The organism is Pseudomonas sp. FP198, assembly GCF_030687895.1.
GTDB lineage: Bacteria > Pseudomonadota > Gammaproteobacteria > Pseudomonadales > Pseudomonadaceae > Aquipseudomonas.
In genome coordinates, this window is record NZ_CP117452.1 from 3555279 (window position 1) to 3580062 (window position 24784).

Sequence of the window (24784 nt, forward strand, 5' to 3'; positions counted from 1 at the left end):
ATGATCCAGGCAAGATTTCAACTCGACCATGGCGACTTTTTCCTCGACCTGGACGTGCAATTGCCTGGCCGTGGGGTGACGGCGCTGTACGGCGAATCCGGCTCTGGCAAGACCACCTGCCTGCGCTGCATCGCCGGCCTGGAGCGACCCTCACAGGGCTTCATCGAGATCAATGGCGAGGTTTGGCAAGACAGTGAGCGCGGGGTATTCGTGCCACCTCATCAGCGCGCGCTGGGCTATGTTTTCCAAGAGGCGAGCCTGTTTGATCACCTGTCGGTACGCGACAATCTGGCGTTCGGCCTCAAGCGCGTTGCACCGGCGCAACGGCGCGTGGACATGAACCACGCTACGGAACTGCTCGGCATCGGTCACCTCCTCGACAGGCAACCCCATAACCTCTCCGGCGGCGAACGCCAGCGCGTCGGCATTGCCCGCGCCTTGCTGACCAGTCCGCGACTGCTGCTGATGGACGAGCCACTGGCGGCCCTCGATACGCGGCGCAAAAACGAAATCCTGCCTTACCTGCAACGACTCCACGATGAACTGGACATCCCGGTGCTGTACGTCAGCCATTCCCAGGACGAAGTCGCGCGCCTGGCTGATCACATCGTGCTGCTCGATGCCGGGCGCGCCCTGGCCAGCGGGCCGATCGCCGAGACCCTGGCGCGGCTCGACCTGCCACTGGCCCAGGGCGATGACGCGGGCGTGGTGATCCAGGGCAAAGTCAGCGCCCATGACCCGCAATACCAGCTACTTACCCTGACGTTGCCCGACAGCCAGCTGCAGGTGCGTGTCGCCCATCAGCCGATGGCTGTCGGCCGACCGTTGCGCTTCAAGGTACAGGCGCGGGATGTCAGCCTGAGCCTGGCGAACGATACACAGACCAGCATTCTCAATCGCCTGCCGGTGACGGTCATCAGCGAACTGGCGGGCGACAACGCGGCTCATGTACTGATCCGGCTGGAGGCCGCCGGCACGCCGTTGCTGGCGCGGATTACCCGATATTCCCGGGATCAGTTGAAGCTGCATCCGGGGCAGATGTTGTGGGCGCAGATCAAGGCGGTGGCGGTGTTGGCGTAGGTATCGACACAGCCCCTGTGGGAGCGAGCTTGCTCGCGATGGGGCCGGTACATCCAACATCCCCGTGTCAGACAAACCGCTATCGCGAGCAAGCTCGCTCCCACAGGGGACTGGACTGCGCCGACGTAAGAAACTCGGCACGACCGCAACGGGCGGCGGTCAATCAATTCACAGGCCATTCGAATTCATCGCCAAGGATCAAACATGCCCGACACCCTGCCGCCCGATGCACTCCCGGCTGATCTGCACTACGTCGACGACACCGCCCCGGGCATCACCCGTCGCAAACTGCGGGGCAAGTTCTGTTACTTCGACCCGTCGGGCCAGCGCATTACCGATCCCGCCGAAATCCAGCGGATCAACGCCCTGGCCGTTCCGCCGGCCTACACCGACGTGTGGATCTGCACCGACCCGCGCGGCCACCTCCAGGCCACCGGGCGCGACGCCCGAGGACGCAAGCAGTACCGCTACCATTCGCGCTGGCGCGAAGTGCGCGATGCGGACAAGTACTCACGCATGCTCGAATTCGGCCGCACCCTGCCGCGACTGCGCAAACGCCTCGAGGAAATCCTCGCCACGCCCGGTTTCAGCCGCGATAAAGTCCTGGCAACGGTCATTACGTTGCTCGACGTCACGCTGATCCGCGTCGGCAATAGCCAATACGCCCGGGACAATCGTTCCTACGGCCTGACCACGCTGCGCAACAAGCATGTCGCGGTCAACGGCAGCGCCATCGCTTTCCAGTTCCGTGGCAAGAGCGGCGTCGAACACCAGATCACCGTGAAGGACCGGCGCCTGGCGCGGATCATCAAGCGTTGCCAGGAAATTCCCGGGCAGAACCTGTTCCAGTACCTGGACGAACACGGCGAGCGCCACGCGGTCACCTCTTCGGACATCAACGCCTACCTCAAGACACTCACCGGCGCCGACTTCACCGCCAAGGACTACCGCACCTGGGCAGGCAGCGCGGCGGCGCTGGACGGGCTGCGCACATTGCAGTGGGAAACCGAGACCGAAGCCAAGCGACACGTTGCCGAAATGGTCAGGCAGGTCGCCCGGCAGTTGGGCAATACGCCTGCCGTCTGTCGCAAATGCTACATCCACCCCGCCGTGCTGGAAGGCTTCATGGGCGGCGTCCTGAGCGAACTGCCCAAGCCTCGCGTACGCAAAGGACTCAATGCGCAAGAAGCCGCGCTGACGATGTTTCTGCAACGCATGGCCCAAGCCGTCGAAGCCTGCTAAGCGAAGCGACCGCTGTTAGCCGGACCTGAACAAGCGCGTGACGGAAGTGGAACATCCGACAGCCGGCGGACTCCCAACTGTACAGAGCCGCTGATCCGCAGACTCGTCAACGCGTGAAGTCGAGAGGAGTTTCAGATGTCCGAACACATCGTCCATTTCCATTGCCAGATCGACCAGGGGACCACCGAGCGCTTCCGGGACAATTGCCTGGAAGCCATTGAAAAAGGCGCCGACTCGCTGATGCTCAACCTCTCTACCGTCGGCGGCAGCACCAATTTCGGTTTCACCCTCTATACCTTTATCAAGTCCCTTCCGGTGCCCGTGCGCGCGGTGAATGCCGGCAACATCGAGTCGATGGGCATCGTCATGTACCTGGCCGCCAGCGACCGCACCACCACCCCGCATTCACGCTTCCTGATCCACCCGATGAATTGGTATTTCGGCCAGAAATCGGTGGATCACTCGCGCTTGCGTGAATACCTCTCGAGCCTGGACAACGACGTGGCGCGGTACGTGGAAATCTACGTCAAGGAAACCGCCGGCGCCGCCACGCAACTGGATATCTTCAAATGCCTGTGCGCCGAGGAGCGAGTGATACCGGCGGAAAATTCGCTGGCTTTCGGCATCGCGCACCGGGTTGAGCAGGTGGTGTTTGCGCCCGAGGCGAAACACTGGAAAGTCAGCGGCGGCGAGGATTGAATATCCTCCGCTGATGAATAAATACAATTTGCCGCCGCTTGCCTTATTAATTAAATCGATGCGTACAAGTTCAAGCGAGACGGCTGTATAAGTTACCCAGGCGTTAATTGTTTAGTTGATACCGTTCGTCGCCAGCGAAACGTTTTTTTTAAACTTCCATCCGCAGATTTTTTTCACAGTACTGCGAGGCACGTTTTACTCGCTTAACCAAAATGAGGATTCTCGAAATGGCTAATAGCGGAAACAAAAACCCAGGCAACTTCGCAAACGACCGTGAGAAAGCATCCGAAGCCGGCAAGAAAGGCGGACATGCTTCCGGCGGAAACTTTGCCAACGACCGGGAAAAAGCCTCTGAAGCCGGTAAGAAAGGTGGCGAACGCAGCCATGGCGGCGGCAGAAAATCGTAACCCGGAAAACCGTTGGGGCGTAGCGTTGCTGCGCCCTGGCGCTTAACCTGTCGAGGTCATGCATGAGCCAGGACCGATTCATTGTCAGTTTCATCGCCGACGGCCAGCCCGATAACCGGGTGCTGGCGGCTGACACCGAGACCCTGAGCACCGAAGAAGCCGAGGCACTCTTGAGAGTGACCTTCACCGAATTGAAAAGCGTCAGGATCAGTGACGTTCAAGTTCAGAAAAGAACCAAGCCAAACGAAACGGAACATGATGTTCCGGGGCACTTCAAACAGCCGTAATTAATCTATCCCTGCCCCCCGTGGCGAGGGAGCTTGCTCCCGCTGGGCTGCAGAGCAGCCCTGATAATTATCCAATTGAACATAGTATCCAAGTTGATTGCCTTGGGGCTGCTGCGCAACCCAGCGGGAGCAAGCTCCCTCGCCACAAAAGCATCCCCGGCAAATTCACTTTTAGTGAGCATGCCCCGTCGGGTCCTTGATCTGCCACACCTGCCCCTTCTGCCAGGCATCCGCACCGGGATCGATCGCCGGCGCTTCGATTGCCGCGCGGGCGCGTTTTTTCTCCTCGCTGGAGATGCCCATCCGGCTGTCGCGCTCACGCACTAACCGTGGGTCGATCTGGCCGTCGGCGGTAAAGCCCATCATCAGTTGCGGAACACCGTAAGGCAGCGCGTTGCCTTGCTCGGTGTGCCAGGTGTGCCAGGTCTTGCCGTAGGTGCTGACGAGGTTTTTCATCAAACGGGTCTCCGCCACCTCGGGAATCCCCGGCGCGACCAATTGCCCGGACTTCACCTCATGCACATGGCTGTGCCACAACTGTTTTTCACTGGCCGGCAGGCCTTCGAACAAGCGCTTGCTGATGATGTACTCCACGCCCATGAGCTTGGCATTGGCGGTGTTGGCATCGAAGATGGCGCACTGGAACACTTCTTCGTTCAGTGCCGTGCAGTAGTGATGCGCTTCCATTTGCCCGGACATCCGCCCGTTATAAAAATGAAAGCCATCCAGATAGGTATCCAACGCTTGCAACGGGGGTTTGTTCTGCATGAGCCCCGCCCCGGCTTCCAGCGTCGCGGTGGTCGGGCTCTTCGCGGCTCCTGGCGCGTCTACCGGTGAATGGCTGTTGCCACCGGCACAGCCTGCCAGCCCCACCGTTGCCACGCAAAGCATGGCCCAGGTTCCTTGAGTGATTTTTCCAGGCATCTCGACTCTCCTTTTCATGACTGTTCATGAGAAAGGCACCCGTTCACCCGGGTTTGATTTTTCACCTGAGCAACCGACGAGCGGCCGCTAATCGCGGGCTTTATAGGCCTGTTTCACCGTGTCGATCCAGGCCGGGTCCAGGCGTGACTGCTCGGGGTCCAGGCCGAGCGTCTGCATGTTCTGCAGATGTTCGTCGGCCTCGCGACTCAACGAGGCCTGGTCGCTGGAGTTGGCATCCAGCAGGTGCATCTGGGCCAAGCCCAAGTGATAGAAGCGCAGCAGCTTCATCGCCGCCGGATCCTGGGCCTGCACGCCGGCCTTCACCTGGTGCATCACGTTGGTAACGCTCATCAGGCTGCGCTTGAGCTGCCAGCCGTACACCGCCGCGGCCATCCACGGCTGTTGCCAGAAGTACCCGCGCATGAGCGCGGCCATCAGCAGCACGGCGGCGAAAACCCCGCCCACGTTGAAGCGAAAATTATCGCCCCCAGGTGTGCCGAACAGCATCACCGCCAGGCTCGATAGCAGCATCGCCAAGGCCAGGAATACCACGGCGACGATGAGGGTGCTGCGGCGGGTCTGCTGCCGGTAGGTCACGGCGTCCCACGGTTTGATCTCGAACATCGCGTCGCATTTTCCTTGTGTGGCGTGAAAAGACTCGCGCATTATCGCCTCCCCGGTCGATTTGGCTATGCTGGGGCTCATTTGTGTTGCACCGACCCGAAGGACCCGGATCAAAGTCCATGGCGATACCGCAAGGATCGTGCGATCTTCCTGCGTGGACGTTTTTTCAAAGATGCCGCCGTCGTGCGCGCGGCATCGTTTTCAAGGAAAGCTGAATGACTCAAAGACATGTAATCAACGCCTCGGTAAGCCCCAAGGGCAGCCTGGAGACCTTGTCCCAGCGCGAAGTCCAGCAACTGAGCGAAGCCGGTTCCGGCAGCATCTATGATCTTTTCCGCCAGTGCGCCCTGGCTATCCTCAACACCGGCGCCCATGTCGACAATGCCAAGACCATCCTCGAAGCCTACAAGGATTTCGAGATCCGCATTCACCAGCAGGACCGGGGCGTGCGCCTGGAGCTGCTGAACGCGCCGGCCGATGCGTTCGTCGACGGCGAGATGATCGCCAGCACCCGGGAAATGCTCTTCAGTGCCCTGCGCGACATCGTCTACACCGAGAACGAACTGGACAGCCAGCGCATCGACCTGAGTTCATCCCAGGGCATCAGCGACTACGTCTTCCACCTGCTGCGCAACGCCCGCACCCTGCGTCCCGGCGTGGAACCGAAAATCGTCGTGTGCTGGGGTGGTCATTCGATCAACACCGAAGAATACAAATACACCAAGAAAGTCGGCCACGAACTCGGCTTGCGCAGCCTGGACATCTGCACCGGCTGCGGCCCCGGCGTGATGAAAGGCCCTATGAAAGGCGCGACCATTGCCCACGCCAAGCAGCGTATCCATGGCGGGCGTTACCTGGGCCTGACGGAGCCGGGCATCATCGCCGCCGAGGCGCCGAACCCGATCGTCAACGAGCTGGTGATCCTGCCGGACATCGAGAAGCGCCTGGAAGCCTTCGTGCGCGTCGGCCACGGCATCATCATCTTCCCGGGCGGCGCCGGTACGGCGGAAGAGTTCCTCTACCTGCTGGGCATCCTCATGCACCCGGCCAACCAGGACCTGCCCTTCCCGGTCGTGCTCACCGGGCCGAAAAGCGCCGCGCCGTACCTGGACCAGTTGCACGCGTTTGTCGGCGCGACCCTGGGCGAAGCCGCGCAGAAGCACTACCAGATCATCATCGACGATCCGGCTGAAGTGGCGCGGCAGATGACCCAGGGCCTGAAAGAAGTGAAGCAGTTCCGCCGCGAGCGCAACGACGCGTTCCACTTCAACTGGCTGCTGAAGATCGACGAAGGTTTCCAGCGCCCGTTCGACCCGACCCACGCAAACATGGCCAGCCTGGGCCTGAGCCGCGACCTGCCGCCCCACGAACTCGCCGCCAACCTGCGCCGGGCGTTCTCCGGGATCGTCGCCGGTAACGTCAAGGACAAGGGCATCCGCCTGATCGAGGAACACGGCCCGTACGAGATCCACGGCGACTCCGCCATCATGGAACCGCTTGATCGCCTGCTGCAGGCCTTCGTCGCCCAGCACCGGATGAAACTGCCGGGTGGCGCGGCGTATGTGCCGTGCTATCGCGTGGTGACCTGACTGATGGAATGACCGAAGATCCAATGTGGGAGCGAGCTTGCTCGCGATAGCGCCAGCACATTCAACATCGATGCAAGCTGACGATCCGCTATCGCGAGCAAGCTCGCTCCCACAGGGTCGGCGGTGACTATTGGATTGAAGTTAAGCGCATCATCCTTCTCTCATCTACTTCGATGCCAATGTCTTGGTAATCCTCGATCTGCGAGTGCAACGTCACCACCGGATGCGTGTGCGTGGCCGTCACCACCATCACGTCCATACCGGCCGCCTCGCCGGCCTTGATCCCGGCTTCGGCATCCTCGAACACCAGGCATTCCTGCGGCGCCACTTGCAAGCGCTGCGCCGCGAGTAGATAGCAATCGGGGTTTGGCTTGCCGGCGCTCACGTCTTCAGCCGTCACCATCACCGCCGGACGCACAATCCCGGCTGCTTCCATGCGGCGCAACGCCAAGGCCATGGGCGCCGAGGTGACGATTGCCCATTGCGTCGGCGGCAGGCTTTTGAGAAAGGCCAGCGCACCGGGCACCTCGACCACTCCCTCCACGTCCTCGATTTCTTCGACGGTGAGCTGCGCGGCCTCGGCCTGGGCATCCACGCCCGGCAGGTTCTGGCGGGCGACGGTGTCGACAGCGCGCACGCCATGGATAGTCGGCAGGAATTTCGCCACATCCAAACCATGGCGCATGGCCCAGCGCGTCCAGATCCGCTCGGTGGCAGCGACGGAATTGAGCAGCGTGCCGTCCATGTCGAAGAGGAAGGCGCGGTAGGCAATGGGGGTGGGGGGACTGACAGGCATCGGATCCTCAATGATAAAGGGTGGATGACGGCCACTGTAACATCGTCGTGCCCCGAACCTGTGGGAGCGAGCCTGCTCGCGAATACGTCGGGCCAGTCACATCAATGCTGGCTGAACCACCGCTTTCGCGAGCAGGCTCGCTCCCACAGGGGTTCGGTGATGAGCCGGCTATACCAACCGCTCGATCCGCTGATGCTGCCAGACCCGTTTGTAATACACCGCCTGTAGAATCAGCATGCTCAGGTAAGCCACCGGAAACGCCATCCACACCCCTTGCAGGCCGAAGTGCGCGTCCAGCAGGTAGGCCGCCGGCACTTGCACGCCGATGATGCAGAAGATCGAGATCGCCACCGGCACCAGCACCGTGCCGCTGGCGCGCATGATGCCGCCGATGATGGCCTGGAAGCCGAACACCAGCAGGCTCCAGAGCATGATGTGCAACAGGTGTTCGGCCTGGACCCGCGCCGCCGGGTCGGTGATGAACAGCCCCAGCAACCAGTGGGACAACAGATACCCCAGCAACACCAGGCCACCGGTCAGCCAGACGTTGATCAACAGCCCCGTGCGCAGGATCGGCCCGAGGCGTTCCAGGCGTCCGGCGCCAATCGCCTGGGCGCCGAGGATCGAGGCGGTGATGGCGATCGACAGCGCCGGGAACTGCACGTAATTGACGATCTGCGTCACCGCCCCGTAGGCGGCCGTGGCCTGGGAACCGTGGTGATTGACCAGCGCCAGGACGACCAGCTCCGACAACGAAATCACCACCATCTGCAACCCCGTCGGCAAGCCGATGCGCAGCACCTTGGCGAGGATATCCCGGTCCAGGCGCATCGCGGCGAACAGCGCGCGGTCCGGCGCCAAGGCATGCGCCCGCCGATTGAGGCGCCACGCCAGCATGGCCATGGCCGATGTGGTACCCACCATTCCCGCCCACGCCGCACTCTGGATACCCATCTGCGGCAACCCCAGCCAGCCACGTATCAACGCCGGCGTCAGCAGCATCCCGACACTCGTGGACACCAGCAACGCCAGCAGCGGCGAAACGGTATCACTCACACCGCGCAGCAGCTGGGTGAAGAGCACGAACACCAGTAGCATCGGCAGGATCCACATCATCACCCGGGCATAGGAAATGGCGTCTTCGAGCACATCGTCGGGCGTGCCGAGCCCTTGCAGGGCCTCGCGAGCGAAGACACTGCCCAACACCGCAGCGACCAACCCGATGATCGCCCCCAACAACAACGTCGAGCCGGCGATCGCCTTCACCGTTCCGGTCTCGCCGGCGCCATAGGCCTGCCCGATCAACACGCCCGCCCCCGCGCCCAGACCAATCACCAAAGCGATGAAGAAAAACACGATGGGAAACATCCCCGACACCGCCGCCAATGCCTGGGTGCCGAGCATCTGGCCGATGTAGATGCTGTTGAGCGTACCGGACATCGACTGGAGGAAATTGGACAGGACCATGGGGGCCAGGAACAGCAGGTAGGTTTTCCAGAGCGGCTGGGCAGGCATGGGGGCTCGATGGCAGATTCGAAATCAATGCCGGGTAATTTAGCTCAATCCTTTCATTCTGTTGCAGAGATGTTGCTTTTGTGGCGAGGGAGCTTGCTCCCGCTGGACTGCGCAGCAGGCCCAAAATCCATAAGGCTGATTACTTCTGGCGAAACCCGATAAAAACGGGGCCGCTGCGCGTCCCAGCGGGAGCAAGCTCCCTCGCCACGGGTTATCCGCAGGTCTGGCCTTCTCGACAATTCACGGATTTCGTCTATTCTTAGATATCAATGTGCCATTATTTTTATCGGAACCGGACGACTGGTCCTCAAGACTGCGTCGGCTTTGCAGATAACCAGTCATTAGCAAATATCCTGTCGGCAACACTGTTCAAGGACCGAACCATGACGTCGTATTCCCACGACCACTCCCCCGCCAAAACCCAACCACGCATTCTCTGGCACGCCTTGATCGTGGCCATCGCCGCAAGCGTCGGCGTGCTGGCACTTAACGGTGCAAGCACACAGAACATCGGTTTGAGCATCGGGCTGGTGGTTCTTGGCGTGGCCGTCGGCATCTGGGGCGCGCGTTCACAACGTCTTCAACTCGACGAGGCGACGGCCGCGGCCATCACCCGCCACGAGTTGCAAGCCGCCGGTCATGTTTCCCATAAAACCACCGCGCAGCTCAACGAAGTGATCCTCGGCGCGATGCCGATCTGGGCCAAGCAAGTCGAAAGCTCACGCCAGCAGACTGAAACCGCAATCGTCTCGCTGACCACCCGTTTCACCGGCATCTCTTCGCGCCTCGAAGAGACGGTGCAAGCCTCGCAACAGGCCGCCGGCGAGTTGGCCGGCAGCGGCGGTGGCGGTGCCGTCCAGGTACTGGCGCAGAGCGAAGGCGAACTGGTCAAGGTCATCGACTCGCTGAAAACCACCCAGGCCAGCCGTGATGAAACCCTGACCCAGGTCCGCAACCTGACCGCCTACACCGGCGAGCTGCGGACCATGGCCGCCGATGTCGCGGCGATTGCTGCCCAGACCAACCTGCTGGCCCTGAACGCCGCCATTGAGGCCGCCCGGGCGGGCGAAGCCGGGCGCGGTTTTGCGGTAGTGGCCGATGCGGTGCGCGCACTGTCGAGCAAATCCAGCGAGACCGGCCAGCAGATGTCGGCCAAGGTCGACGTCATCAATACCGCCATCACCCAACTGGTCCAGGCCGCCTCCAGCGGCGCCGACCAGGATAGCCAGTCCGTGGCCGTGTCCGAAGGCAGCATCCAGCGCGTGCTGGAACGCTTCAAAAGCGTCACCGAGCGTCTCGCCGATTCGGCCGACATGCTGCAACGGGAAAGCTTCGGCATTCGCGACGAGCTCACCGAAGTGCTGGTCAATCTCCAATTCCAGGATCGGGTCAGCCAGATCCTCAGCCACGTGCGCGACAACATGGAGGACCTGCATGTGCACATACAGCAGGCCAACCAGTCGCCCGATCAGGCTATCTCCATCGACGCCCGCCAATGGCTGGCGCGCATGGAAACCACCTACGCCACCGACGAGCAACGCCGTAATCATCATGGCGACTCGGCCGCGCAACAGACTTCACAGGAAATAACCTTCTTTTAGGAGAGCCGTTCATGGCTAAAAGTGTATTGGTTGTCGACGACTCCGCGAGCGTTCGGCAGGTGGTCGGCATCGCGTTGAAAAGTGCCGGCTACGACGTGATCGAAGCCAGCGATGGCAAGGACGCACTGGGCAAGCTCACCGGGCAGAAAGTGCACCTGATCATCAGCGACGTGAACATGCCGAACATGGACGGCATCACCTTCGTCAAGGAGGTCAAGAAGCTCGCCAGCTACAAGTTCACGCCGATCATCATGCTCACCACCGAATCCCAGGAATCGAAGAAGCAGGAAGGCCAGGCCGCAGGCGCCAAGGCCTGGGTGGTCAAGCCGTTCCAACCGGCGCAGATGCTGGCGGCGGTATCCAAGCTGATTCTTCCTTGATGGCCGGAGGCTTCGATGCCGCTGCTGTACGAAACAGAAGATGACACCGCGCAGGTGCAGATCGACGGCGAGCTGACGATCTACACCGCCGCCGACCTGGCCGCGCAATTGCTGCCACGGCTGGGGGCCACGCCGAACATGGCGCTGGACCTGTCGCAGATCACCGAGATGGACGGCGCCGGCCTGCAACTGCTGCTGATGATTCAGCGCGAGGCACCCAAGGCCGGGACCCAACTGACGGTGACCGGCCAGAGCAAAGCCGTTACGGAGACACTCGCCCTGTGCAACCTCGTTGCCTAGAGGCCCCGCGACACGTCGGACACGACAAAGGATATGAGCGTGAGCATCAATCTCGATCAGGCACAACAAACGTTTATCGTCGAGGCACGAGAGCAGTTGCAGGCGATGGAAGAATCGCTGCTGCAACTGGAAAACGACCCCGCCGACGATGACGCCATCGGCGCAATTTTTCGCGCGGCCCACACCATCAAGGGCTCGGCCGGGCTGTTCGGCCTGGAGCCGATCGTCAGCTTCACCCACATCGTCGAAGACGTGCTCGACCGCTTGCGTGAAGGCAGCGTCGCGGTGGACCCGGGCCTTATCGCAGTGCTGCTCAAGTCCGGCGATCACATGCTTGAACTGATCGACGTGGTCGCCAACCAGGGCTCGACATTGCAGCCCCCTGCCCTGGCTCGGGAAATGGAGTTGTGCCAGATCCTCCAGGAATACCAGGCGCCCCCGACCGCGCCCGAAACGACTGCGGCAGAGGCAACCGAAACGAGCGAGTCAACCGATGCGCGCCTATGGCGCATCAGCCTGCGCTTTGGCCAGGAAGTGTTCCGCAATGGCATGGACCCACTGTCGTTCCTGCGCTATCTGCAGACCCTCGGTGAGATCGTCGACATTACCACGCTGACCGAAGCGATGCCGGCTATCGAAGCCTGGGATGCCGAATCCTGCTACCTGGGTTTTGATATCGGGTTTCGCTCCGCCGCCGGTAATGCCGCGATCAACGAAGTCTTCGATTTCGTCCGGGAAGATTGCGTCATCGACATCGTTGCCGTGCCAGAGGCAGAGCCCCAGGCGAGCACCGATTTGGTCACCACCGCGCAGACAGCCAGCGAAGAAAGCACCGCCATGGTCACCACCGGCGAGCTGCTGCCAGACCAGCGCAAGACCCCGCGCATGCCGGCCCAGGTCGCGCCCGACAAACAGGCCGTGACCAGCGACGGCAAGAGCAAGGACGGCATGTACGTCCGGGTCAACGCCGACAAACTCGACGAACTGATCAACCTGGTCGGCGAGCTGGTGATCGCCAGTGCCGGCGCCAGCCTGCTGGCCCGCACGTGCCAGAACGACCCGTTGCAGGAAGCCACCTCATCGGTGTCCGGGCTGGTGGAGGAGATTCTCGACGGCGCCCTGCGCCTGCGGATGATCCCCATCGGCGAAACCTTCAACCGTTTTCGCCGGGTGGTGCGCGACGTCAGCCAGGAACTGGGCAAGGACATCGACCTGATCATCAGCGGCGCGGAAACCGAGCTGGACAAGACCGTCGTGGAAAAGATCGGCGACCCGCTCATGCATTTGCTGCGCAACGCCATGGACCACGGCATCGAAACCGCCGAGGCGCGGCTGGCCGCCGGCAAACCAGCCAAGGGTCACCTGCACCTCAACGCCTACCACGACTCGGGCAGCATCGTGCTGGAAATCGCCGACGATGGCGCCGGCCTGAACCGCGACCGCATCCTGGAAAAAGCCCATGAGCGCGGCCTGATCGCCGCCGGCGCGAACCTGAGCGACCAGGAAATCTACAACCTGATTTTCGAACCCGGCTTCTCCACCGCCCAGGCCGTCACCAACCTGTCCGGGCGCGGTGTGGGCATGGACGTGGTCAAGCGCAATATCACACTGCTGCGCGGCACCGTCGACTTGGACAGCCAGCCGGGCAAGGGCACCGTGGTGCGCATCCGCCTGCCGCTGACGCTGGCGATCATCAATGGCTTCCTCGTCGGCATCGGCCAGTCCACCTATGTGATTCCGCTGGACATGGTCCAGGAATGCATCGAACTGAGCGAAGACGATGGCGTCGCCAGTCGCGAACAAGGCTACCTCGACCTGCGCGGCGAAGTGCTGCCGCTGGTGTACCTGCGCGATCATTTCCATCACGAAGGCCCGGCCTCGCGCCGGCAAAACGTGGTGGTGGTGCGCTACGCCGAACTCAAGGCCGGACTGGTGGTGGATGACCTGCTGGGTGAATTCCAGACCGTGATCAAACCCCTGGGCAAGCTGTTCGGCGCACTGCGCGGCATCAGCGGCTCGACCATCCTGGGCAGCGGTGCGGTGGCCTTGATCCTCGACGTTCCCGCCCTGCTCACCCAGATCGCACAAACAGAAAACCGCTACAACCCGACCCCATTACAACAAGCCAACGCTCGCTGACGCTTCAACACTCCATGGAGAGGTATTCCCCAATGAAATGGTTCTACGACCTTAGAATCGCCACCAAACTGATCACCTCGTTCCTCGTGGTGTTGGCGCTGACCGCCGTCATGGGCGTGTTCTCGATCATCCAGCTGGGCCAGGTGAACGGCACCACCACCGAGATCCGCGAAAACTGGATGCCGTCCATGCGCGCGGCCTCGGGCATGCGCTTCTTTGCCGCGAGCTTTCGACTCAAGGAAAACCGTCACATTTCCGCCGACTCCGAGCAAGAACGCGTAACGCTGGAGCAGGAAGCCGACGAAGCCAAAAAAGCTTTCGAAACACGCTTGGGCACTTATGAAAAACTGCTCTCCAATGCCGAAGACCGTCAGCTGTTCGAAACCACTCGCAATGACTGGAACGCTTACCTGGTGGTCAGCAAGGATCTGTTCGCGCTGTCCCGTCAGAACCAGACCGAACAAGCCATGGCGCTGCTCAAGGGCGAGTCCAAGCGTCAGTTCGACCTGATCACCAGCGATCTGCAAAAACTCGTGGAACTGAACGACGCCGGCGCCGGTGCCGCCAGTGAACACGGCACCGCGCTGTATGAAAAAGCGCGCCTGTCGATCATCGCCGTGCTGGCTGCCGCCTTGCTCGTGGGCCTGGGCCTGGCGCTGTTCATTTCGCGGATCATTTCCCGTCCGCTGAAGCAGGCCGCCGCTGTCGCCGAACAACTGGCCGAAGGCAACCTGAACGCGAAAATCGAAGCCGGCTCCAAGGACGAGACCGGCATGGTGCTCAACGCCATGCAGAACATGGTCGGCAAGCTTTCGCACATCATCGGTGAAGTACGCAACGCGGCGGACAACCTTGCCAGCGCCTCCGAAGAAGTCAGCGCCACCGCGCAATCGATGAGCCAGGCCACCAGCGAACAGGCGGCCAGCGTCGAGGAAACCAGCGCCTCCATCGAACAGATGAGCGCCAGCATCAACCAGAACACCGAGAACGCCAAGGTTACCGACGGCATGGCCAGCAAGGCCGCCAAGGAAGCCACCGACGGCGGCGAATCGGTGCAGCAGACCGTGGTGGCGATGAAAAAAATCGCCCAGCGCATCAGCATCATCGACGACATCGCCTACCAGACCAACCTGCTGGCGCTCAACGCGGCCATCGAAGCGGCCCGCGCCGGCCGGGGAACACGGCAAAGGCTTCGCGGTGGTCGCCGCCGAAGTGCGCAAACTGGCTGAGCGCAGCCAGGTTGCCGCCCAGGAAATCGGCGAGCTGTCGTCCAGCAGCGTCGACATGGCGGAGAAGGCCGGGAACCTGCTCAACGAAATGGTCCCGTCCATCAACAAGACTTCGGACCTGGTGCAGGAAATCAGCGCCGCGTCCGAAGAACAGGCCGCCGGCGTGGCGCAGATCAACACCGCCATGACGCAGCTCAACCAGGTGACCCAGCAGAACGCCTCCAGCAGCGAAGAACTGGCCGCCACCGCTGAAGAGATGAGCAGCCAGGCCGAACAGCTGCAACAGGCCATGAGCTTCTTCACCCTGGACACGCCGGCCAAGTCCGCCATGCAGAGCGCCAGGGTCGATAACACCCCGGGTCCGTCCAGCCGCAAACCGGCGCGGGCACCGGCACCGGTGATGCCCAAGGCGTTTGCCTACAACATGGCCAGCGCGCCGGACGAATCGGAATTCACCCGGTTCTGATGGCCCGGTTCCACAGGCTTGCCTAAAGGAGAAAAAGCTATGGGCGCCATCGCGACCACACGTCAGACCGTCAGCGCGGTCGAGGAAGAAGCGCAATACCTGACGTTCATGCTCGGCACGGAGATGTTCGCCATCGGCATCCTGTGCATCAAGGAAATCATCGAGTACGGCAACCTGACCGTCGTGCCGATGATGCCGGCCTTCGTGCGCGGGGTGATCAACCTGCGCGGCGCAGTGGTGCCGGTGGTGGACCTGTCGGCCCGCTTCGGCCGGCCAAATTCCGCCATCAGCCGGCGCAGCTGCGTGGTCATCATCGAGGCCGCCAGCGCCGACGGGCAAGCCCAAGACATCGGCCTGCTGGTGGACACGGTGTCGGCGGTGCTGGAGATCCCGGCCTCGCAGATCGAACCACCGCCCAGTTTCGGCGCGAAGATCCGCGCCGACTTCATCAGCGGCATGGCCAAGGTCGATGGCAAGTTTGTCATCGTGCTGGAGGTCGACCGGGTGCTGTCCATCGACGAGATGTCCGAACTCGCCCAGGCCAGCCCCGCTGCGTTGGAAGCGCCAGCCTCATGAGCACGGACATTTGCAAGGAACGCACAGTGAATTCAATGGCCCTCACCGACCGGGAGTTCAGCCAGTTCCAATCCTGGCTGTACCAGGCCGCCGGCATCAACCTGTCGCCGGCCAAGAAAGCCCTGGTGGCCGGGCGGCTGTTCAAGCGCCTCAAGCACTATGAGCTGGACAGCTACGGCGAATATTTCAAGCTGATCATGAGCGGCCAGCGCAGCGACGAATTGCAGGTGGCGCTGGACCTGCTCACGACCAACGAGACCTATTTTTTCCGCGAGCCCAAGCACTTCGACTTTCTTCGCGACCATGTGCTGCCGCACGCGACGCCGGGCAAGACCTTCCGCCTGTGGAGCGCGGCCAGCTCCTCCGGCGAGGAACCCTACAGCCTCGCCATGACCCTGGCCGAAAGCCTGGGCACCACGCCTTGGGAAGTCATCGGTTCGGACATCAGCACCCAGGTGCTGGCCAAGGCCCGTTCCGGGCATTACCCGATGGAACGCGCGCGCAACCTGCCCCATCCGTTGCTGGTGAAATATTGCCTCAAGGGCACCGGCAGCCAGCAAGGCACGATGCTCATCGATCGGGCCCTGCGCAACCGCGTCAACTTCATCCAGGTCAACCTCAACGACACACTGCCGGAGCTGGGGGAGTTCGACGTAATCTTTCTGCGCAACGTGATGATCTATTTCGACCAGCCGACCAAAAGTAAAGTGGTTGCCCGGTTGATCCCTCGGCTCAAGTCCGGCGGGTATTTCATCGTCAGCCATTCGGAGAGCCTCAATGGCGTATCCGATGCGCTGAAGTTGGTCGCCCCTTCGATTTATCGCAAGCCATGAGCGCCGCGATAAAGCAGGTGGCGGAGATCTACCTCGGTCCGGGAGAGTTTCGCTTCGCGACCTGCCCGACCCGGCTGCGGACGATCCTCGGTTCGTGCGTGGCGATCACGCTCTGGCACCCGCAACGCAAGATCGGCGGCATGTGCCACTTCATGTTGCCCAGCCGGGTGCGTTGCTCTACCGCGCTGAACGGGATGTACGCCGATGAAGCCATCGAACTGTTCGTCCGCCAGGCCCGGGCCCATCGCACCGAGCCTGAGGAATACCAGCTCAAGCTGTTCGGCGGCGGCGAGATGTTTCCCGAACTGCAACGCCATGTGCCGTACGGCGACGTGGCGCGGTCGAACGTCAACGCGGCGCTGGAAATGGCCGCGCTCTATCGCCTGGACCTGATCGCCCAGGACATGGGCAGCACCGGCCACCGCAGCATCATTTTCGACCTTTGCACGGGCGACGTCTGGGTCAGGCACCAACCGATAAGGACCCTGCACTAACCATGTCAGGCAAAAAGATAAACGTACTGCTGGTGGATGATTCCGCCGTGGTCCGCCAGGTATTGCTGGCGATCCTGAGTGACACGCCGGACATCAACGTCATCGGTGCGGCTTCCGACCCGATCTTCGCCATGGACAAACTGGCGAAGGAATGGCCCGACGTGATCGTGATGGACGTGGAGATGCCGCGCATGGACGGCATCACTTTCCTGAAAAAAATCATGAGCGAACGGCCCACCCCGGTGGTGATCTGCTCGTCGCTGACGCCCAAGGGCGCGGAAACCACCCTGCAAGCGATGGCCGCCGGGGCGGTGGAAATCATCACCAAACCCACCAGCGGCTTGAAGAACTTCCTCTTGGAATCGGCCCCGGAACTGGTGTCCGCCATCCGCGCCGCCGCCCAGGTCAACGTCCGCAACCTGGGCAAGCGCCCGGCTCCGGCAGTGCCGCTGACCCCGGCGACCAAACTCACCGCCGACGCCATGCTGCCCGCCGCCAACGGCCACGCCATGGCCCAGACCACCGAACGCATCGTCGCCATGGGCACCTCCACCGGCGGCACCCAGGCGCTGGAAGCAGTGCTTACCGCCCTGCCACGGGTGTGTCCGGGCATTGTCATCGTCCAGCACATGCCGGAAAAATTCACCGCGTCGTTCGCCGCGCGGCTCAACAGCCTCTGCCAGATCGAAGTGCGCGAAGCGAAAAACAACGACCGCATCCACCCGGGCCTGGCCCTCATCGCTCCCGGCGGCAAACACATGATGGTGACCCGCAGCGGCGCGTTTTATCACGTGCAGGTAGTGGACGGCCCGCTGGTGAACCGTCATCGCCCGTCGGTGGACGTGCTGTTCCGCTCGGTGGCGAAGTTCGCCGGGCGCAATGCCACGGGCATCATCATGACCGGCATGGGCGACGACGGCGCCCGCGGCCTCAAGGAAATGCTCGACGCCGGCAGCGCCACCGTAGCCCAGGACGAGGCCAGCTGCGTGGTGTTCGGCATGCCCAAGGAAGCCATCAAACTCAACGCCGCGCAGCGGGTGATGCCGTTGCAGGAGATTGCGCAAGTGATATTGCATCGCTGAACGACGCCTGCCCCGTGGCGAGGGAGCTTGCTCCCGCTGGGCTGCGCAGCGGCCCCACATAATCGGAGGCGCCGTTGCAGATCGAGTTGCCAGGATTCAGGGCCGCTGCGCGCCCCAGCGGGAGCAAGCTCCCTCGCCACAGGGAAAGCGCTTCAAACAGGCGAGATCGTCGCCAGCACACCGATCAGCAGCGTCAACGCCAGGAAACCACCCAGAAAAATCGCCATCTTCGCCATGAGCATTCTCCCAATAGAGTCATTGCGGCACGACCGAATTGTGGAGCGGTAACTGATACCGTTACAGACGCACCTGCGACCAAAAAATGCGGATCAGCGCATAAAGCCAGAAACCCGCCAAGCCAGAACGGCAGAAGTACGCCATGATCCCGGCTATCATGCCGCACGCTCATTTGCCCGGCGTGCTGCTAGCCACCCTAAAGGATTCAGGTATGCCCCTTCTGCCGTCACGCGCCACCCTCCTTGTCTCCAGTCTTTTGCTCAGCTCACTGTGCCTGGCCGAGGGCGAGCCGGCGGAAAGCGTCATCAAGGACTCCACCAAATCCGCGGTCTCGTCGTTCATCACCGCAGGCAAGAACCTGTTGGGCGGTGTGAGCGAAGGCGTGCTCGACGGGCGCGAGTCGGTCCAGGGCACCGACGGCGCCGCGATCATCTCCTCCGGCGAGCAAATGAAAGACCGCATCACCATCGAAGTGCTGAAGCTTGAGCCCAGCGAAGAAAACGTCACCATCACCCTCGGCTTCAAGAACAGCACCGACACCCAACTGCGCCTGATCAACCTCGGACAAACCGGCACCCTGCTGGCCATCGACCAGGCCGGCTACGCCAACCGCCTCACCGGTCTGGACAACCCCGACGAAGTCACCGTCCCACCGAAGATCGCCGTGCGGCAGAAGTTCGTTTTCGAAGGCATGAACGAAGCGATCAGTGCCGTACGGGTCTGGGGGGCGGATTATTCGGTCAAGAAGTAATCACGAAACCGTGGCGAGGGAGCTTGCTCCCGCTGGGCTGCGCAGCAGCCCCACCCCACCAGCCGCTCGGGAAGACCTTCAACCGATCGTGGAGAAACCGTTCATGCGGTCGTTCAAGAAGTCGCTGTTATCAGACCTCGCTCAAGCGCTGCAGCGATGATGTCGGCTGCAGGTACGTTGACCCAAGTAAAAATGTCTACGTCCTGCCTGGACGCAAGCCAACACCCCACCATCTGGTAGCCCAGCGAGTACCCCAGCCATTTGGGCTTGTTCCCACTACCAAAAAACCATTCGCTGTGATCGTAATAACTCGATTCAAGTGCTTGCAGCCCAACCGGAGAATTCAACAGTTCAGTTGAGCCAACTTCTCGCTCCCAACGCTCTGGATCGGTGTTGAGCAGATATCGGGCGAACTGCCCGGCAAGTCCTTCGCTCACCAAAGCCTCGCCCAACGTCCAGCCATAGCCCGGCCCTGCCATGCGCAGACAATGATGGACCTCATGGATAACCTGACGACGTAGCGCGCCAGCACGCAGGTTGGGAATGAAGTTGGGATTATCTGGATCAAGCGTCATGCTGAACATCGAGCTTCGATACGCTCGCCCTACCAGGCCCAATTCCGGAATGGTTTCGCCCGGCAACCGCTGGACCAGGACATCAAGTCGAGGCGGGACCATCCGAAAAGCCAAGGCCTCATAAGCGGTTTCGAACTCACCAACCAGCTCCTTGCGAAACTCAGCCAGACTCCCCGAGGCTTCTAGCCAGTGCAACGTCCATGCGTCCATCAACTCTCCTTTATTTATTGGGTTTATGCTTTCTTTTCGTCCGATCAGTCATATCGTTGATTATCCTGAGGATCAATAGGTCCAGGTCCCCGGCGTCCCCCAGCTTGCGACAGCGAAGCTTACAGAAGGATTCGTAATGACCATGCCTGATCAAAACATCAAGAACGATGCACACCCCCACAGCCTGCTAAACGGCTCATGGCTGAACGAACCGAAAATCCACTCCGCGCCCACAACAAACTCCCTGCACCTGGAAACCGACAACGCTACCGACTTCTGGCGCGAAACCCACTACGGCTTCACCCATGACAGCGGCCATTTCCTAGGCGTCGAAGCCTCTCCCAGCTTCACCTGCCAGCTACGCATCCGCGGCAACTTCGAAGCCCTGTACGACCAGGCCGGCCTGATGGTCCGCATCAACGAACGCCAATGGGTCAAGGCCGGGATCGAACTGAGCGACGGCCAGGCGATGCTCGGCAGCGTCCTCACCGACGGACAATCCGACTGGGCGACCAGCCCGTACATCGCCGATCCCGGCGATTTCTGGATGCGCGCCACGGTCGCCAACGGCGTACTGCGCTTGCAGGTTTCCGCCGATGGACTTCGTTGGCCGCTGGTGCGCTTATGCCCGTTTCCCATCGCACCGACCTACCGCGTCGGCCCGATGGCGTGCAGCCCCAAGCGCGGCGGCTTGAAAGTCGCTTTTTCCGACTGGACGCTCGGACCCGCGCTGGGCAAGGACTTGCATGATCTGACCTGAGCGCGGCCCCTGTTGCAGCGCTCTGTATCCGCGACACACAGCAATACAAACACACCGCCGCACGACACATCCCAGATACACGACAAGCGCCAAATGGCCCCGTCCGAACAGGCAGTCGCGCCTTGCTTCGACCCGACGTGCGCAGCACCGGGCAAGCAACGTGACGCCGCCACGGCACACGCCCCGCGCAACGTTGCCAGGGGCCACACAGCTCTTATCTGGAGAAATCTCATGACCCGTACAAAAAACTCCAACACCGCTCGCCTCGCCCTTGCCGCACTTGCCTTGTCCGGCGGCTTGAGCCTCGCCCAGTCGGCTTTCGCGGTCGACGCCCTGCCCCAGGGTTATCAACTGGCCTCGGCGGAAAAAACCTCTGAAGGCAAGTGCGGCGAAGGCAAATGCGGCGCCGCCGAATCGGGCAAAAAAGTCACCCAGGCCGAAGGCAAATGCGGTGAAGGCAAATGTGGCGACGCGTCCTTCGCCCGCACCGACACCGACAAAGATGATCGCGTGTCGCTGAAGGAATTCCTCAGCGTGGCGCCGACCGAAAAAGCCGAGTTCGAAAAGATGGACAGCAACCACGACGGTTACCTGTCCGAAGCGGAAACCTACAAATACCGCACCGGCCAGTACACCGCCAACGGCAAGAAAGTGCCCACCGAGCTGTTCACCCGCATGAGCCAAGCCAAGGAATAAAGCCCTTCGCCCGCACCCTCCCGGCGGTTCACACCGGGAGGGTCTGGCCAGCCCTGGAGAATTGCGATGAGCACCTTCACTTCACCCAACGGCGCCGGGCTCGGCCTGCGTCGCGCCATGCTTGGCGACTTGCTGAAAATGCCCCCGAACGCGGTGGATTTCCTCGAATGCGCGCCGGACAACTGGATCGGCGTCGGCGGCGTCTACGCCGAACAACTCGATCAACTGGCCGCAAAGCACCCCATCACCTGCCACGGTCTGTCCTTGTCCCTCGGCGGCCCACAGCCTCTCGACCTCGACCTGCTACGCGGCACCCGACGCTTTCTCGATCGCTACGCCGTGGCGATCTACAGCGAGCACCTGAGCTATTGCTCCGCCAGCGGCCACCTCTACGACCTCCTGCCGATCCCCTTCACCGAAGAAGCCGTGCACTACGTTGCCGCCCGCATACGCCAGACCCAGGACATTCTGGGCCAGCGCATCGCCGTGGAAAACATCTCCTACTACGCCGCGCCCTTCCAGGCCATGAGCGAAATCGACTTCATCACCGCGGTCCTCGAAGAAGCCGACTGCGACCTGCTGCTGGACGTCAACAACCTCTACGTCAACGCCATCAACCACCGCTACGACGCCGAAAAGTTCCTCGCCGCCCTGCCCGCGCAGCGCGTCAGCTACCTGCACGTCGCCGGCCATTACGACGAAGCCGACGACCTGAAAATCGACACCCACGGCGCCGCCGTCAAGCAAGATGTCTGGACACTTCTGTACCAGACCTACCAACGATTCGGACCGGTGCCGACATTGCTGGAACGCGACTTCAACTTCCCGCCATTGACCGAACTGCTCGCCGAAGTCGGGCAGGTCAAACAGCTGCAACAACTCGCCTGCCCGGCAACCCCGGAGGCCCGCCATGCCTGAACACCTGCTCGATCAACTCAACTGCATGGCCAACTTCGTCCGCAACCCCCACCACCCGCCCCCACCCGGGCTGGAACCCCGACGCCTGGCCATCTACCGCCAACTGTTCATCGGCAACATCGAATCACTGCTCGCCGCCAGCTTCCCGGTCATCCACCAAACCCTGCCGCGCGCCGACTGGCAACGACTGGTCCACGACTTCTACGCCAACTACCGCTGCCAGACGCCGCTGTTCACACAGCTGGCCGGCGAATTTGTCGCCTACCTGGAGCAACACGAGGATCTCCACGATTTCCCACCATGGCTGCCCGAACTCGCCCAGCACGAATGGAGCGAAAGCGCCCTGCTGCTGAGCGATGCGGTGGAACCGTCACACAATCCCCACGGCGATCTGATCGAAGGCACGCCCGTGGTATCCCGACGCGCCCAGGCGCATGCCTATGAATGGCCGGTGTGCGACATCGGACCGGATCATCAGCCCACCGAAAAGCCTGCGGCCCCAACGTTGGTGCTGCTGCAGCGGCGCGAAGGGCACGTGACGTTTTCGCGGATGGCGCCAATGGCGTATGCGCTGTTGGTTTCGCTGATGGAGCATCGGCGCAGCGGGCGCGAGCATCTGGTGGCGTTGGCTGAGGTGGCTGGGGTGTCGGCGCGGGAGTTGATGCCAATGGGAGTGGCGGCGCTTGAGGGGTTCAAGGCGCGGGGGGTTGTGTTGGGGACGCGTTGGGGGTGAGTTGTGATGATTCCTACGCGACTCTCGGAAATGGTCACCTATCCGGCACAGGTGCTTCAACCTATAGTCAATCGCGTCGCCCTAAACGGCGACCAGGTTTGGCGACCTGCGATCGGATCAGCCCATTAATCTGATCGGAGCAATCCCATGGAAAGATACATCCCCATCACCGGCATCGACTGCACCCCGGCTTCGCTGCTGATTGATAGCCAGGCACCGCTTGATGTTCTGCATGCTACGGCTGATTACCGGATTCGCGTTGTGACACAGGTTCTGGAAAACATTGCGTTTCGTGCCGAGATTGGTAGCGATACGGTAGTGCTTTCGGATTTCGCGCAGTTGCTGGCGATTCCGCTAAGGGATGGGTGTGATTTGTTGGAGGTGATTGGGCAGCGGCTTCAGGCACAGGTCGAAAGCTGATGCAATGATGGGCGCCTGACAGCGCCCGTTTTTTGCAGTCGAAATCGATCGACTCAACGCAGCCTATTGGTGCTATCAACGCCATTTACAACGCCTTCAGTTTGAAGCCGCCCTCCCCAGCTCCTCAGGTATGTGGATTGGACCCTGGCTCGGAATCTGCAAAATGAGAGTGCAAGTAAAGCAGTCAGCCCCTTGTCCCTGCATTCCACCGCTAGCTATCAGGTGTAGCCATATGGCTACAAACAGGACTATGATCGACAAGAAAATATATGAGGTCCAGCAGACACCCGATTTTGAGGATTGGCTTGCCGGTGTGAAGGATGCTCAAGGGAAAGCGGCTATTTTGGCGCGTCTGGATCGCGCCGGAAATGGAAATTTTGGTGATAGTGAGCCGGTTGGTGATGGAATCAGCGAAATGCGGGTTTTTAATGGACCGGGGTATAGGATTTATTTTGTACGCTCGGGGATCGTAGAGTACCTGATGCTCATCGGAAGCGATAAAACAGATCAAAAAAGAGGTATCAAGAGAGCCAAAATGATCCTTGATAGCCTGAGAGGTAAATGTAATGAGCGATAAATTCAACCCTGAGGACATGCCGGTTCTTAATCTCAACACAACCAGTACGACTCGTTACGAGGCTTCTCGCTTTCTCGATAATCCAGAAGCTATAGCAGCTTATCTGGCTGAAAGTATGAAGGCCGCTGATACGGAGGGGCTAATCCATGCTTTGGCAGAGGTCGCCAAATCCAAGGGAATCAATAAAGTTTCCAAGGATGCCGGGGTTAATCGTGAAAGCCTCTACAAGGCACTGAAATCCAGTGCAAAACCCAGGTTTGAAACTATCAGAAAACTGATGACGGCGATGGGTGTAGAACTCACAGTACAACCGATTAAAGGACCAGAGGGGCCTTCGAAAGTTGTGGCTCAGAAAACTGACAAACCACCAGTAGCTGCTACAAAAAATTCGGCAAAAACCACTGCCAGGAAACCAATTGAGGCAAAAACTGAGCCAGACGCGACACGTACTCCGAGCAAACCAGCGGCGGCCAAGCCAGCCGCACCGGAGAGACGCCTAGGCGTACCCGGCCTTGACAATACAAATAACAAAAAGAGGCCCCACGAAGGGATGGAGTTATCAGCAAGCAAATAAACCGCCCCTTTTTTCGTCCCTACGGATTTGCAGAATGACCGCCTTGGGTCGATAGCTGCCGGTCGCGAAC

At 61.2% G+C, this 24784-nt stretch carries 27 protein-coding genes and 1 pseudogene; 23 read left to right on the top strand and 5 right to left on the bottom strand.

All coding sequences use genetic code 11. The features are described 5' to 3' along the window. The 5 genes from modC (at position 1) to PSH78_RS16085 (ending at position 3715) form a co-directional block, all read left to right on the top strand. On the top strand, positions 1–1080 hold the full coding sequence (modC, locus tag PSH78_RS16065; RefSeq protein WP_305495377.1) for a molybdenum ABC transporter ATP-binding protein: 1080 nt from the start codon (positions 1–3) through the stop codon (positions 1078–1080). 204 nt (positions 1081–1284) lie between these two features. After that, positions 1285–2322, top strand: coding sequence for a DNA topoisomerase IB (locus PSH78_RS16070; protein WP_305495378.1), 1038 nt, complete (start codon positions 1285–1287; stop codon positions 2320–2322). A gap of 135 nt (positions 2323–2457) precedes the next feature. After that, positions 2458–3021: an ATP-dependent Clp protease proteolytic subunit gene (locus tag PSH78_RS16075; protein WP_039592957.1), complete on the top strand. Its 564-nt coding sequence runs from the start codon at positions 2458–2460 to the stop codon at positions 3019–3021. Positions 3022–3248: 227 nt separating this feature from the next. Continuing rightward, positions 3249–3428 (top strand): general stress protein, encoded by a 180-nt coding sequence (locus PSH78_RS16080; protein ID WP_186614672.1) that lies wholly within the window; start codon positions 3249–3251, stop codon positions 3426–3428. A gap of 62 nt (positions 3429–3490) precedes the next feature. After that, a complete protein-coding gene (locus PSH78_RS16085; protein WP_305495379.1) occupies positions 3491–3715 on the top strand; it encodes a hypothetical protein in 225 nt (74 codons plus the stop codon). A 171-nt stretch (positions 3716–3886) separates the two neighbouring features. Here the strand turns inward: PSH78_RS16085 and PSH78_RS16090 are convergent, their stop codons facing one another. Beyond that, positions 3887–4639: an OBAP family protein gene (locus PSH78_RS16090; protein WP_305495380.1), complete on the bottom strand. Its 753-nt coding sequence runs from the start codon at positions 4637–4639 to the stop codon at positions 3887–3889. Between the two features lie 87 nt (positions 4640–4726). After that, positions 4727–5263, bottom strand: coding sequence for a DUF3087 family protein (locus PSH78_RS16095; protein WP_305495381.1), 537 nt, complete (start codon positions 5261–5263; stop codon positions 4727–4729). A gap of 215 nt (positions 5264–5478) precedes the next feature. Between PSH78_RS16095 and ppnN the strand changes: the two genes are divergently transcribed. Further along, positions 5479–6852: a nucleotide 5'-monophosphate nucleosidase PpnN gene (gene ppnN / locus PSH78_RS16100; RefSeq protein ID WP_305495382.1), complete on the top strand. Its 1374-nt coding sequence runs from the start codon at positions 5479–5481 to the stop codon at positions 6850–6852. A 127-nt stretch (positions 6853–6979) separates the two neighbouring features. Here the strand turns inward: ppnN and PSH78_RS16105 are convergent, their stop codons facing one another. Together PSH78_RS16105 and PSH78_RS16110 are read right to left on the bottom strand one after the other, a co-directional pair. Continuing rightward, on the bottom strand, positions 6980–7648 hold the full coding sequence (locus tag PSH78_RS16105) for an HAD family hydrolase (protein WP_305495384.1): 669 nt from the start codon (positions 7646–7648) through the stop codon (positions 6980–6982). 168 nt (positions 7649–7816) lie between these two features. Beyond that, positions 7817–9163 (bottom strand): MATE family efflux transporter, encoded by a 1347-nt coding sequence (locus PSH78_RS16110; protein ID WP_305495385.1) that lies wholly within the window; start codon positions 9161–9163, stop codon positions 7817–7819. 689 nt (positions 9164–9852) lie between these two features. On the opposite strand from PSH78_RS16110, the gene PSH78_RS16115 reads away from it, so the two are divergent. From PSH78_RS16115 to PSH78_RS16160, 10 genes and pseudogenes are all read left to right on the top strand, one after another. Beyond that, positions 9853–10764: a methyl-accepting chemotaxis protein gene (locus PSH78_RS16115; protein WP_370871129.1), complete on the top strand. Its 912-nt coding sequence runs from the start codon at positions 9853–9855 to the stop codon at positions 10762–10764. An 11-nt stretch (positions 10765–10775) separates the two neighbouring features. Then, on the top strand, positions 10776–11144 hold the full coding sequence (locus PSH78_RS16120) for a response regulator (protein WP_042730627.1): 369 nt from the start codon (positions 10776–10778) through the stop codon (positions 11142–11144). Positions 11145–11159: 15 nt separating this feature from the next. Continuing rightward, positions 11160–11444, top strand: a complete 285-nt coding sequence (locus PSH78_RS16125; RefSeq protein ID WP_305495393.1) for a lipid asymmetry maintenance protein MlaB — start codon at positions 11160–11162, stop codon at positions 11442–11444. A gap of 39 nt (positions 11445–11483) precedes the next feature. Beyond that, complete coding sequence (locus PSH78_RS16130) at positions 11484–13583, top strand: chemotaxis protein CheA (RefSeq protein WP_305495395.1); 2100 nt, start codon at positions 11484–11486, stop codon at positions 13581–13583. Between the two features lie 32 nt (positions 13584–13615). Beyond that, positions 13616–15278 (top strand): annotated as a pseudogene (locus tag PSH78_RS16135) (methyl-accepting chemotaxis protein). 39 nt (positions 15279–15317) lie between these two features. After that, entirely contained in the window at positions 15318–15854 is a 537-nt protein-coding gene (locus tag PSH78_RS16140; protein ID WP_305495396.1) for a chemotaxis protein CheW, read from the top strand. Beyond that, positions 15851–16687 (top strand): protein-glutamate O-methyltransferase CheR, encoded by an 837-nt coding sequence (locus PSH78_RS16145; RefSeq protein ID WP_305495398.1) that lies wholly within the window; start codon positions 15851–15853, stop codon positions 16685–16687. Before PSH78_RS16140 ends, PSH78_RS16145 begins: the two co-directional genes overlap by 4 nt. Beyond that, complete coding sequence (gene cheD, locus PSH78_RS16150; protein ID WP_305495400.1) at positions 16684–17181, top strand: chemoreceptor glutamine deamidase CheD; 498 nt, start codon at positions 16684–16686, stop codon at positions 17179–17181. The genes PSH78_RS16145 and cheD overlap by 4 nt, the downstream gene beginning before the upstream one ends. Before the next feature lie 2 nt (positions 17182–17183). After that, complete coding sequence (locus tag PSH78_RS16155; RefSeq protein ID WP_305495402.1) at positions 17184–18263, top strand: chemotaxis response regulator protein-glutamate methylesterase; 1080 nt, start codon at positions 17184–17186, stop codon at positions 18261–18263. Between the two features lie 448 nt (positions 18264–18711). After that, positions 18712–19251: a hypothetical protein gene (locus tag PSH78_RS16160; RefSeq protein ID WP_305495403.1), complete on the top strand. Its 540-nt coding sequence runs from the start codon at positions 18712–18714 to the stop codon at positions 19249–19251. A gap of 113 nt (positions 19252–19364) precedes the next feature. Here the strand turns inward: PSH78_RS16160 and PSH78_RS16165 are convergent, their stop codons facing one another. Beyond that, positions 19365–20036 (bottom strand): DUF2268 domain-containing putative Zn-dependent protease, encoded by a 672-nt coding sequence (locus PSH78_RS16165; protein ID WP_305495404.1) that lies wholly within the window; start codon positions 20034–20036, stop codon positions 19365–19367. A gap of 142 nt (positions 20037–20178) precedes the next feature. Between PSH78_RS16165 and PSH78_RS16170 the strand changes: the two genes are divergently transcribed. From PSH78_RS16170 to PSH78_RS16200, 7 genes are all read left to right on the top strand, one after another. After that, the gene (locus tag PSH78_RS16170) at positions 20179–20796 is read left to right on the top strand and encodes a DUF1349 domain-containing protein (protein ID WP_305495406.1); all 618 of its coding nucleotides are present in this window, start codon (positions 20179–20181) and stop codon (positions 20794–20796) included. A 231-nt stretch (positions 20797–21027) separates the two neighbouring features. Then, the gene (locus PSH78_RS16175; RefSeq protein WP_305495408.1) at positions 21028–21492 is read left to right on the top strand and encodes a hypothetical protein; all 465 of its coding nucleotides are present in this window, start codon (positions 21028–21030) and stop codon (positions 21490–21492) included. A 66-nt stretch (positions 21493–21558) separates the two neighbouring features. Beyond that, positions 21559–22410, top strand: coding sequence for a DUF692 domain-containing protein (locus tag PSH78_RS16180; protein ID WP_305495410.1), 852 nt, complete (start codon positions 21559–21561; stop codon positions 22408–22410). Continuing rightward, a complete protein-coding gene (locus tag PSH78_RS16185) occupies positions 22403–23143 on the top strand; it encodes a DUF2063 domain-containing protein (RefSeq protein ID WP_305495411.1) in 741 nt (246 codons plus the stop codon). The genes PSH78_RS16180 and PSH78_RS16185 overlap by 8 nt, the downstream gene beginning before the upstream one ends. Before the next feature lie 147 nt (positions 23144–23290). After that, positions 23291–23563 carry a hypothetical protein gene (locus PSH78_RS16190; protein WP_305495412.1) on the top strand — a complete coding sequence of 91 codons (273 nt, stop codon included), beginning with the start codon at positions 23291–23293 and terminating at the stop codon, positions 23561–23563. A 250-nt stretch (positions 23564–23813) separates the two neighbouring features. After that, positions 23814–24140, top strand: a complete 327-nt coding sequence (locus tag PSH78_RS16195; RefSeq protein ID WP_305495414.1) for a type II toxin-antitoxin system RelE/ParE family toxin — start codon at positions 23814–23816, stop codon at positions 24138–24140. Next, positions 24130–24714 carry an addiction module antidote protein gene (locus PSH78_RS16200; protein ID WP_305495416.1) on the top strand — a complete coding sequence of 195 codons (585 nt, stop codon included), beginning with the start codon at positions 24130–24132 and terminating at the stop codon, positions 24712–24714. Before PSH78_RS16195 ends, PSH78_RS16200 begins: the two co-directional genes overlap by 11 nt. The last annotated feature ends 70 nt before the right edge of the window (positions 24715–24784 follow it).